The 10,744-nt window shown below is 63.0% G+C and carries 11 protein-coding genes and 1 pseudogene; 6 read left to right on the top strand and 6 right to left on the bottom strand.

Annotation, left to right across the window (positions count from 1 at the left end; genetic code table 11):
* Positions 1 to 302 precede the first annotated feature (302 nt).
* On the bottom strand, positions 303 to 932 hold the full coding sequence (locus tag AC1DBQ_RS18260) for a trimeric intracellular cation channel family protein (protein WP_476929856.1): 630 nt from the start codon (positions 930 to 932) through the stop codon (positions 303 to 305).
* Between the two features lie 872 nt (positions 933 to 1,804).
* Between AC1DBQ_RS18260 and AC1DBQ_RS18255 the strand changes: the two genes are divergently transcribed.
* Complete coding sequence (locus AC1DBQ_RS18255; protein ID WP_476929855.1) at positions 1,805 to 1,996, top strand: hypothetical protein; 192 nt, start codon at positions 1,805 to 1,807, stop codon at positions 1,994 to 1,996.
* A gap of 24 nt (positions 1,997 to 2,020) precedes the next feature.
* Here AC1DBQ_RS18255 and AC1DBQ_RS18250 read toward each other — a convergent pair whose 3' ends face one another.
* The 3 genes from AC1DBQ_RS18250 to AC1DBQ_RS18240 form a co-directional block, all read right to left on the bottom strand.
* Positions 2,021 to 2,827: a hypothetical protein gene (locus tag AC1DBQ_RS18250; protein ID WP_476929854.1), complete on the bottom strand. Its 807-nt coding sequence runs from the start codon at positions 2,825 to 2,827 to the stop codon at positions 2,021 to 2,023.
* Complete coding sequence (locus AC1DBQ_RS18245; RefSeq protein WP_476929853.1) at positions 2,776 to 4,155, bottom strand: sensor domain-containing phosphodiesterase; 1,380 nt, start codon at positions 4,153 to 4,155, stop codon at positions 2,776 to 2,778. The genes AC1DBQ_RS18250 and AC1DBQ_RS18245 overlap by 52 nt, the downstream gene beginning before the upstream one ends.
* Before the next feature lie 521 nt (positions 4,156 to 4,676).
* Positions 4,677 to 5,636, bottom strand: coding sequence for a recombinase family protein (locus AC1DBQ_RS18240; protein ID WP_476929852.1), 960 nt, complete (start codon positions 5,634 to 5,636; stop codon positions 4,677 to 4,679).
* Between the two features lie 249 nt (positions 5,637 to 5,885).
* On the opposite strand from AC1DBQ_RS18240, the gene AC1DBQ_RS18235 reads away from it, so the two are divergent.
* The 4 genes from AC1DBQ_RS18235 to AC1DBQ_RS18220 all read left to right on the top strand — a co-directional run bounded on the left by AC1DBQ_RS18235 (position 5,886) and on the right by AC1DBQ_RS18220 (position 9,216).
* Positions 5,886 to 5,981, top strand: a complete 96-nt coding sequence (locus AC1DBQ_RS18235) for a helix-turn-helix domain-containing protein (protein WP_476929857.1) — start codon at positions 5,886 to 5,888, stop codon at positions 5,979 to 5,981.
* A gap of 834 nt (positions 5,982 to 6,815) precedes the next feature.
* Complete coding sequence (locus AC1DBQ_RS18230; protein ID WP_476929851.1) at positions 6,816 to 7,751, top strand: hypothetical protein; 936 nt, start codon at positions 6,816 to 6,818, stop codon at positions 7,749 to 7,751.
* Positions 7,748 to 8,440: a methyltransferase gene (locus tag AC1DBQ_RS18225; protein WP_476929850.1), complete on the top strand. Its 693-nt coding sequence runs from the start codon at positions 7,748 to 7,750 to the stop codon at positions 8,438 to 8,440. The genes AC1DBQ_RS18230 and AC1DBQ_RS18225 overlap by 4 nt, the downstream gene beginning before the upstream one ends.
* 50 nt (positions 8,441 to 8,490) lie before the next feature.
* Entirely contained in the window at positions 8,491 to 9,216 is a 726-nt protein-coding gene (locus tag AC1DBQ_RS18220) for an ISL3 family transposase (protein ID WP_476929849.1), read from the top strand.
* On the opposite strand, the gene AC1DBQ_RS18215 is transcribed toward AC1DBQ_RS18220, so the two are convergent.
* Positions 9,185 to 10,015, bottom strand: a complete 831-nt coding sequence (locus AC1DBQ_RS18215) for an ISL3 family transposase (protein ID WP_476929848.1) — start codon at positions 10,013 to 10,015, stop codon at positions 9,185 to 9,187. The two genes, AC1DBQ_RS18220 and AC1DBQ_RS18215, sit on opposite strands and share 32 nt — an antisense overlap.
* Positions 9,981 to 10,475 carry a transposase family protein gene (locus AC1DBQ_RS18210; RefSeq protein ID WP_476929847.1) on the bottom strand — a complete coding sequence of 165 codons (495 nt, stop codon included), beginning with the start codon at positions 10,473 to 10,475 and terminating at the stop codon, positions 9,981 to 9,983. The genes AC1DBQ_RS18215 and AC1DBQ_RS18210 overlap by 35 nt, the downstream gene beginning before the upstream one ends.
* A 118-nt stretch (positions 10,476 to 10,593) precedes the next feature.
* Between AC1DBQ_RS18210 and AC1DBQ_RS18205 the strand changes: the two are divergent.
* Positions 10,594 to 10,744 (top strand): annotated as a pseudogene (locus AC1DBQ_RS18205) (transposase); the annotation flags it as partial.

The following is a 10,744-nucleotide window of genomic DNA, read 5'->3' as shown; positions in this document are numbered from 1 at the left end:
CACCGGGCCCGGTGCACGGCACCCTCGCGGCGTCCAGGCGGCGGCGTCATGGATGTCGTGACCGCGGGTGTGCATGACCGGCGCCGTGTCCATGCCGGCCCTCGGGAGGAGGGTGGGCCCTTGGCCGTTGTTCCTGGTGTGACAGTTCGGGGTTTCGGTGCAGGTCCTTGTAGAAGTCTTCCCGGTCCTGGCTCGTAGTGCTGCATCAGGTGCGTGGCTGCGTCCAGGGTGCTTCTCTTTCTTGTCCGAAGGGGGCGATGCCCTGGCGCCCGGTCCCGGGCTAGCCGGCTTGGTCCGGCCTGTTAGGCCTCGTMGGGCCGGGGGCGGGCCGCGTGGGGAATCCGCCACCGGTAGTGCAGAGACAGTATCCGGAGGGTGAACACCAGGGCCGCGACGCATAGCTCCGTCACGATGTTGAGTAGGTTCAGGTAGCTTAGGGCGGTGGTCAGGGCCGCTCCGAGGAAGGCCGGGACGGCGTAGATGTCCTTGGGGTTGAAGAGCTGTGGATCGCGGTTGGCGACGACGTCACGCAGCAGCCCGCCGCCGACGCCGGTCGTCACTCCAAGGAGGGTCGCGGCGATGGGGTTCATGCCGGCGGCCAGGGCCGCCACGGTTCCGGTGATGGAGAACAGCGCCAGGCCGCCGGCGTCGAAAACGAGCAGTGTCCGCGGAAACCGCGTGACATGGTGGACGAGGAAGTAAACCAGCAGCGCTGCGGCCACAGGCGGTGCCAGGTATGCGGGCTGGGCAAGAGCTGTCGGGGTGACCCCTATGATMAGGTCCCGCAAGACGCCGCCCCCGAGTCCGGTGAGTGATCCCAGCAGCAGCGAACCCACGATGTCAAAGCCTCGGCTGGCCGCCAGCAGGCACCCGGAGATGGCGAAGAAGAACGTTCCCAAAAKGTCTAACACTAACGGCCATGCATTGCCCATCGCTTCTCCAGTATCACGTCTCGGGTTGCCGCCCTGAGGTTGGCTGCAGGCGGCGGGTCCGGGCCGCACCGGCCACGCCGCCCGGTGCGGGTTTTAGATTGCCGGCCGCGACATCCGCCAGGGAGGCTGTGCATATCGCCGGTCCCGGTCATCAGTGACAAGGCAGGAAAGTCATACCTGGTCCAGCGACCATGTCGCCGGCGGTCGGGGACCCAATAAATGTAACGGGCGGGAAAAGCCCGAAGTAGCTTGGCCGTGCCCGGGTGGGCGCCGGGTAGCGCCTACCCGGCGTTGTTCGTGGGTGGCTGGCACGGCATCGCCGGCGCGGCTGATGGACTTGCGGCGCCGTGTAGCGGCCCCTGATCCGATTCGGATTGAGATCCCCCTCACTCAGGTCCTTGGAGGTCCTGGGCGTAAACGGGAATGAACCCTGGGTCATGATCGGCAGTCTTCCACACCGCGCCCCGATCGTCTCTCGTTCGGTCTGGGGAGGGACCGCCCCTTCCTGGATCGATGACTGCGGCGGCTGCCGCGTGACCGAGCCACTGTGTGGAGCGGTCACGGGGCCGGGGAATCGTTGATGGAGCGGTGCGGTTGTTCATTGCCGGCACCGTGACGGCAGCCCGGTGTGGATGGAGGTCTCCGGCAATGTGCGCCACGCGAGTGCGGCGGCTTCGAAGGCACCGGCAGGCTGCTGCCGCCGGTGACGGCGCGGGAAGTATCGGAGTTCTGCAGTCGGGCCCGGATCCGGGAGATGATCGACCGGAAAATGCTGATGACCGCCTTTCAACCTATCCGCAGCCCCACGGCGGGACAGCACCTGCGCTGGAAACGGCCCTCGAGGCCGACCGGGGGCTTCCCCGGGAATTTACGTGACCCTGAACATTTCATCGGACGCCTGCCGGGACCCGCAGCTGCCGGTGCTTCTTCCGCGTTCCGGCCTGCCGCTGGAGAGGATTGTCCTGGAACTGACCGGACGGCCGGAAGTGCCCGAATACGCACCCCTGGCGCCGCTGGCACGACGGGCTGCGCATCGCTGTGCCTACCCGGAGACCCCGCGTTGAAAACATAGTCGCCGGCTGTGAGGACTATCCCTCCAGGGGGAACATCGGAGTGGTGCGGGAAAGCTCTTTCATGTGTTCCCTGAATTTTGCCGTGATGCCATGGCCTTCGCCGTGGCCCAGGTGAGATATAAGGACAGAGGATGGGCTGGGCCCTATCCGCAGCGTTTCGCCGGTACTCTTCTTTCCCAGGACGAGCCCGCCGATCGAGTCGAGGGGGACGTCMAGGAGCAGACTACCGAGATGGTTATCCTGCACGAGCAGGAGTCGCTGGTCCGTCAGAGCCACGATGCCTGCTTCGGAGGCCAGCTTCCCCCTGGCGACAGCGAGCACCCATTCGTCACCGACAAGCTTGCGGAGGACGTTGCGGAACGCCCGCCGTCCCTCGAGGACCAGGCCTGACGCCTTTGAGGCTTCGTCCATCCCGCGGTAGTCGATTTTTCCAGCTGGCAGCGCTTCTTCAACGCTGAGAAGGTGCTCATGTGCCCTGGGTGTTTCGTCAGTGCTGCTCCAGCGGATTGCCGTGCCGCGTTCGGTCTCAGTGAGGGCTCCGCCCAGGMGGGATGCCGGCCGCCTCCTGTGAAGCGACCTTGAAATCTCCAGGACGATGCCCGGGGGTTCGAGGACGAGCGTCCGGAAGCCGTTCTTCCTAGCGGCCAGGCCCAGAAGGGCCAGTGTCTCATCTTTGCTGGCCAGGATCGTCCAAAGACCTGTCCGGAGACCTGCACCGGTCGACGCTTTTGATCGTTCTTCTCCGGCTAATCGCAGGCTGTTTATTGGGATTAGTTGAACCGGCCCGCAGCGGCCCATGTCTGCAATCGCCAGGTCTCCCACTCGTGTTCGTCAACCGTGGGTCGTCCCAGGAGGTAGCCCTGTCCGGCGGTCATCCCTAATTCGGTGACAGTGGCCAGTTCCGCCTCGGTTTCGATGCCCTCCGCAACAAGGGTGGCGCCGAGCCGGCGTGCAAACTCTGCCATGGCGGCGCCGAACGCTTGCCGGCCCTCGTCGTCGTGGATGCCTGTAATGAGGGTACGGTCCAGTTTGATGATGTCGGGCCTGATCTGCAGGACATGCCGCATGGAGGCAAAGCCTGAGCCGGCGTCATCGATGGCGATCCGCAGGCCCCGGCGGCGCAGCGGTTCCAGAGCCGAGAGGAGGGGACAATATTCCTCCACCTTGAGCCTTTCCGTCAGCTCCAGGACGATCCGCTGGAAAGCGAGGCCGGACCGTTCCAGAATCCCTGGCAACCTCGGGTCCATGCAGGTGGAAGGGGAGACATTCAGGGCCACGTAGATCCCTGGCGGCAACCCCGGTGCAGCCTTGAGAGCAGTCTCGAGCGCTGCGATTTCGAGGTCCTCCGTGAGTCCCGCCGAGGCGGCTTCCTCGAACCAGTAGTCAGGTCCGGTCGCGTCCTCGTTGGCGAAACGCGTCAGCGCTTCGGCGCCGATAAGGTGCCCTGCGGCCAGGTTCTTGATCGGCTGGAAGGCCGTCAGCAGCTTGTTCCCGTCGATCATGGTCCTGATCCGGGTGCGGCTGCGGGCGGCGGCTGCTTCCCGGGCTGTCTCCACGGGAACCCTTCGGCTGGTCCCCTCCAGACCGGCGGCCTGCCGGGCCCCTGCGGGGCGGTTGTGCGTGGAGGATTCGATCCAGACCGTGCTCCCGTCCCGGTGCCGGCAACGGAGGATGCCGCGGGCGCGACCTTCAACCTCGGGCGCGTTGAGCAATGACCTGATCGCCTCCGGGATGTCCTCGACATCGGCAACGATGCTGAAGTGATTCCCGACAAGCTCCGAAGGGTGATAGCCGGTGAGATCGGTACTGACGGGGCTGGAGAAGGTGAAAATGCCGCGGGCATCCAGCGCCCACAACCATTCGTGGCTGGTGGTCAGGACGGTGTCCATCAGCTGGGCGGCATTGCGCGCGTCGGCTGTCTCTGTGCGGTGGCTCCGGTAGAACCGCAGGGCCAGGAAGCCGGCCAYGAGGATGGGCACCACAATCAGCGTGCCCAGCAGCCATTGGAGGTCCGCGTGGGCGGCGATTCCCGACGGGTCCAGGATGAGGACCGCCCCCGCTGTCAGGGCGAAGACCGCCTGGACGGCCAGGAAACACGCCAGCACGTCCCGGCCCCGGGCCCGAGGAGCACCGGGTTTCCCTTCGAGCATGACMATACCCCCTGTATTGGTAAATACTTACTCCGGAATGTCGGGGACGGACCGCGACGGGCTTCGGTCCGTCCCCGGCAATAGATGACTGCTTCGGCACCTCAGGGCGATGAGCCATCCTGCCAGAGCCGGCGATAAACAGACCGGCGGCGATGAAGGCACCAATGCAGGCTTGCCCGTCCACGGAACGGCCGCTGTCATAGTCCCGTCCTCACCGTTTAGATCCAAGCTATCAAGGAACGTCCCTCGTACTTGAAAACTGCGCTAATGCTGGAGAACACCTTCGTCGAGGTCCAAGTGGAACTCCTGTCCGCCTATTGCCGCCTATCAAGGTGAGGCATCCGGGCTCTACGCGCGTGAGTCATCGAGCCAAGTCGCCCGGCTGTGACTGGACGCGCGTTGTCGCGGCCGGTATGCAGAAGCGTGATGTTGTTGCCGACGGGAGCCAAGGGGTCGCCGTAGTACGCGGCGAAAAAAGGGCGGATATGGCTGACCGGCGGTAACCCGGCCGTTCGGTCGCGTCAGGTGTCCGGCTGGAGCGTGGTGAAGTCGGTGTGGGCCTGGTCGACGGCTTCGGGGTAGGCCTGGCGTTTCTGGTGCTGGGTGAGGGCCCGGTAGATGCTGGCCAGGCTGGGGTTGCGGCCTTTGCGTTTGCCGGTGGGGATGATCAGGTCGGGGCGGATGTCCTCGACGGACTCGCCGTTGGCGCGGCGGCGCAGCACGGTGTGCAGCATGTCGTCGGTGATGACCGGTGGGCGCCCGCCGTGGTTTCCCTTGCGGGCGGCCGCGTTGAGGCCTTCGAGGGTGGCTTCGCGGATGTTCTCGCGTTCGGTTTCGGCCATCGCGGCGAAGAACGCGAACAGCACCCGGCCGGTCCCGGTCGGGTCGTAGATCCCGGTGAGCGGCCCGGCGAGCATTTCCAGGGCGATGCCGTGTGCGGTGAGGTGGTCCGCCAGGGCGGTCAGTTCGGCGGAATCCCGTCCGAGCCGTTTCATCTCGTAGACGGTGAAGATGACTCGGCAGTGCGGGGCGTGGGCCTTGATCTGCCGGGCTGCCTCCAGTGCCTTCTCGAACTCGGGGCGGACCCGGACGCGGGTGGAGATCTTCTCGGYGAAGATCTTTTCGCGCGGGATGCCGTGCGCGGCCAGCGCATCCAGCTGGGACTGGAGTTCCTGGGTCAGGTGGGAGCAGCGGGCGTAGCCGACGCGGATGTCCGCGCTCGGGGTGTCTGCGGKGATTGGTGCCGGCGGCGGGGTGCCCGGCCGCCAGGGCTGGCCGGGCCCGCGGTCGGCCGGGGTCGGCACGCGCAGTTCCTTCGCCAGGCGGGGGACTTTGGTGAACCGGCCGGTGTGGTAGGTCGAGGCGACGGCTCCGGAGCGGGACCGGCACGGTGAGCCGGGCTGGACGTCGCAGCGGGGGCACGGGTGCCGCTCAACGTCATCGGCGTCCGACGCGGCGGTGGCTTCGGGCTCGCTCCTCATCCCAAAATCCTCTCACAAACATTTCTTAGAAGCCGGTCCGTGCTTCTTTGAGTGAGAACGGGTTCTGACGTGGGCGTCATCCGAGGAGCGCAGGCTGAGTGGCCAGACAGATCGGGTCKCGGACGGATCATCAGCAGGGCCAGCGGTMTCGGGGAGCCTATCCGCAATCGCTCGGAGGCCGGGGAATAGCATCGTCGCAGGACTTAGAACGCTGATTGCTACTTCCCACGATGAGCAAGTTCCAGTGACCTGAAAGCCCAAGGGCTCGCACCGGCCGACGTCGGGAAGATCATCGGAGTCAGCCGCGCCACCGTTTACCGCTATCTGAGCATGGTAAGGACTTAGCTGGTCTGAACTTTCACCGGGACAAGGACGTAAGTGTTCTCGCAGCCCCCCGCGGAGCGGTGTGTGTTCGACGCCGTACAACCGGTCAGAGATGTTGTGGACTGCCCTGACGGCGACGATGCGGATCCGGGGGAGCAGKGCCGGGGCGTTGCCGGGCTGGACGTACGGCCGTGTCTGCGTAACCATCCACCGGCCTGGGCTGTAGCACGGACGCTGCGCGTTCTTCTCTGTGAAAGAGGGTTGACGGTTTATCGCTTGTTATGGATCCGCKGTTCTATAACAAACGATAATGAGGGGTGCTTATGCAGCCGCGGCATGTCTGACTTCATCAGCCGGCAGTTCGAAGAATGGCCAACGGGGGAGCAAGAGGAATTCGTGAGGCATATCGGCTACCTGAGCAACGAGGAGCTGACTGGCAGCTCGTCGCGACGTTCCGGCGGGAGAAGGCCTCAGTGAKGCCGGATCAACTCCGGGGATTGTTTCATCCTGTCGTCCGTCGGTATGGTCCAGCTGCCGGAGTGTCCGAGCATGCGATAACTTGTACGACGTGAACCGCCGCTGGACCGTCGATCCCGGCGCAGAATCGCAGGCGCGCAACCGGGCGTGGGCTTGGCAAATACCCTTCCGGGATGGATTGAAGCCTCACAAGTCAGGAGTCAACCGAACCTGGATAGTCCAAACTCCCAGAAGCAGATCATCGATTTCATCAGCAAAACAGGGTTTTGCACGTTCAGGTTAAGTGCTACGAATAGCAGCAGGCTCGTCTAGTAGCGGGAGATCGTGGGAATGAGCTCTCGCTTCGAGGTGTGCGTGTCACAAACGGCAAGGGGACATATGAGTAAGCTCAATATCACKGCGACCGTAGTCGTATTGTTCGCCCTGCTAGTTGTGAGCGCTGTGATCGGCGGCCTCTCACTCTTCGTGTCAACGCGCCGTCAACTCTCCTCATTAGAGTCGATCCTCCTCACCCTTTTTCTATGGGCTGCCGCAATCGCATTTGGTGTCATCTGTAGCTCCGTCTATGCACGGAAATCGGCCATCAGTTCCCTAGAGGAACGTGCGAGGCCTGCCATTCGCAGGGTTTCAGAACTTCTTCGCGCGTCTCAGCATTTACAGGCCAGGATACGACGTCACACTGGCTCCCCCTCGGCGACTCTTGGTGCTGGGATCGATGACTCTTTGTCGCTCTTCTTTGAAGACCATGTTGGGCAACTTCGCGCCGCCGTTACGGACTGGAAGGAACTACTGCCGGAGAACTACGTTGATGACGTTCTAGCAAGCCAGTGGACACCTGACCCAGGATCTCTGTCGTGGCAAGAGTTCCAGGCAATCTATCTCGACCTCGCATCGAAATTCAAGAAAGGGACGCTGTGGGGCGGCTACCATCCAACCTTTATGATTGGCGTATACCCTGCTGGGGGAATGATCGGATACCTATTCTGGTTGGAACTTKGACGAAGATGCCCCATTTTTATGGCCCCTGATCCGGACGCGCCGCCCTCATCGCTGGATGCTCTTGGTTCGCGCGTGAAGGACCTGTGCCACGGACAAGGCAAATATGATTGCCTAATAGTTGACGCATCTCTCAAGACCGGAAAATCCATGGCGGCAACCAAAGATATGATCGAAAAGATCGGCCTCGAAAAAGAAATCGATTTGGAGATTAAAACCCTTTGCCTCATTCAGTACCCACTCGCGGAGAAACCGGTAATTGAAGCGGATTTTGTAGGTGTCAAAAAAGCCGTGCACTTACCGTTCGGCGACGCATGAAAACGATTAGCCTTCCTTACCGCTCGGCTCGCGTATTGCAACCAAGTGAGTCAACGATCCTGCTCATCGATTGTCTGCCGAGCTCTAATGGACGCCGTGTTTTCGTTCCTGGATGCGGGGCAGGAATGATCCCGATAACGCTCGCCGCSAACGGTGCGCGCGTGACAACGTGTGACATTAACCCGTTTGCAGTCGAACTCTCGATGCGCAATGCCGGAGCCCTGCGCGTCGATTTGGAGATAGTTCATGGGAGCTATTCGGATGTGATGCCTCCCTCAGAAGGATGGGACCTAATTGCCGCCAACCCACCACAGCAGCCAACTAGGAACGAGCATATCCATCTCGATCATTGGGAGGATCAGGCCCACATGGGTGGCCGCAACGGCATTTCCGTCATTGCGGGCTTACTACGTTATTTCGCTAGATCGCATGCACCGAATGGGGAAGCATATCTGGCCATTCTTTCGTTCTTGATCGATCATCCATGGATGAATGTGGCAAGCATCGAGGGTCTGATCTTTTCACAGGTGGCAGCGGTAAACCATAAGAAGGGAAAGGTTACCAGTCTAGKGATGGATAAAAACCCGGATCTCTACAATCCGAAGACTCTTGAGCAAGAAAATTATGAAATTCGCATTTTTAGGTTTATAGGGGGAGGGAGCGACGACGGGGCAGCATCGCCGGACTGAGGCGTAGAGACGGAACTAGTCGTGTCTCCTTATTCACGGTGTCCTGGTGGATGGTCCGTGCCGCGCTGACAGAAGCCTGCGTCCTCACCCTGCCCGACGTGGACAAACTCAGTCCGCGGATGCTGCGCATCGACGAGCACCGGTTCCGGTCCGTGCGKAATTTCCGTGACCCCGACTCCGGCTCGTGGACCAGGCATGAGCCGTGGATKACCACCATCGTTGACCTGGACACCGGCCAGGTCCTGGGCGTGGTCGACGGACGGGATCACAAGGGCGTCGGGGACTGGCTCTTCGGCCGCCCGCTTCAGTGGCGGCTGGGCGTGCAGGTGGTCGCGATCGACCCGTCGGCAGCGTTCCGGAAAGCTCTGAGGATGTGGCTTCCCCGCACCGCTGTCGCGGTCGCGGTCGATAATTTTCATCTGGTGTCCCTGGCCAATCAGGCGGTGACAGAGGCCCGGCAGAACCTCTCCCAGCAGGTCAAGGACCGCCGCGGCCGGGGCGTCGACAAAGCCTGGGCGCACCGGATGCTGCTCCTGCGCGCCGGCGACACACTCACCGAGACCGCGGCCCACCGCCTGGCGGAGGTCTTCGCCGCCGATGACCCGACCGGCAAGCTCCAGGCTGTGTGGAAGGTCAAGGAACAGCTGCGGGCGCTGCTGCGCACCAACTCGCTGGCTGACGCCGCCGCGCGAAGGAGGAACTGGCTCTTCAAGGTTCATGGGGAAATTGATTCCCGGATGAGTGTCATGCCGCCGTCCGGACGGCACTTCTCATGAGAATAATCGATTTGTAGTTCCCTGCGTTGCGGTAGCCGCGGGCGGTGCGTTTGATGTGCTTGATTCCGGTGTTGTTGGCTTCGACCTTGCCGGTGGTGGCGCCGGTGACGATGAGGACTTCGATCTCCTTCCACCACCGGCAGACGGTGCGGTAGAGCCTGTTGGTTTCCGGCCGTCCGGCTGCCTTGACCAGCTCCTCGAGCACCTTCTTGGCCACCKCGGCGTCTTCCAGGGAACCGGTGCGGAGCAGTGCCCTGAGCTGTTCCTTGACTTTCCAGACGGCCTCCAAGGTTCCGGTGGGATCGTCCAGGGTGAACACTTCCTCGAGTCGGAGGGCGGCCCTGCAACTGAGGTTGTCGCCGCCTCGCAGCAGGAGCATGCGGTGCGCCCAGGCCTTGTCGATGGCCCGGCCGCGGCGGCCCTTGACCTGTTGGGAGAGGTTCTGCCGAGTCTCGGTCATGGCCTGGTTGGCCAACGAGATCAGGTGGAAATGATCAACCGCGACTGCCGTGCGCGGCAGCCACATCCGCAACGCTTTACGGAACGCCGCCGAGGGGTCGATMGCGACGACCTGCACGGCCAGCCGCCATTCCAGCGGGCGGGCGAACAGCCAGTCCCCGACACCCTTGTGATCGCGGCCGTCGACCACGCCCAGGACCTGACCGGTGTCCAGGTCCACGATGGTTGTCATCCACGGCTCGAACCGTGTCCACGCCTTCGTTCCCGGGTCCTGGAAGTAGCGCACGGACCGGAACCGGTGCTCATCAATGCCCAGCATCCGCGGACTGAACTTGTCCACATCGGGCAGCCTGAGCAAGCAGGCCTCGGTCACCGGCCGCACGAACGAACCACCAGGACACGGCGAAACCGGCAGCCGTCTCGGACACAGCCCTGCCAGAGCGAATGACCGCGTCCACGAGCTGGTCCCGCAGCCGGCCCGTCGAACGGGCACGGCGCGGCACCTGCGGCGTGGATTCAAAGAACGACAGCCAGTCACACGCCACTTCTTCGCAGTACCAGCGGTACTTGGACCAGAGCACCTCCACCGGCCCGGCCACGGGAACATCGCGGAGCCGTTGAAGCCGGCGCTCTTTCCGCCGGGACGCGATCACACCGCAGCTTGGGCAGCCCGGCGGCTGGTCGGTTTCAACGATGACCTGCCGGCGGCCGGCAGTGATGGTGGTGGAAATGACGTGGTAGTCGGGCAGGTTGAAAAGGATGGTGGCAGCRTCGGCTGCGACCCCGGTAGGCTCGATCAAGGCTCGTGGTCCTGTTCCAGGTTGAATGCTTAGACACACTCATCCCAACAGGGCCACGGGCCCCCTTGTCTTCAACGACACGAACTCAATTCCCCATCAACCACGAAGAGCCGAGGAACTCAAGGCCCTCGTTGAGGCCGCGGGGCGGCCGGAGATGAACAAGCTCTATCGCACTGTCTGCCGGTGGTGGAAGKAGATCGAAGTCCTCATCGTCACCGGCGCCACCACCGGCAAGGTCGAAGCCAACAACACCGGAATCAAGCACATCA

The sequence above is a fragment of the Arthrobacter sp. 10T413_2 genome (genome assembly GCF_056394205.1).
This window is presented reverse-complemented; position numbering and strand designations above follow the sequence as displayed.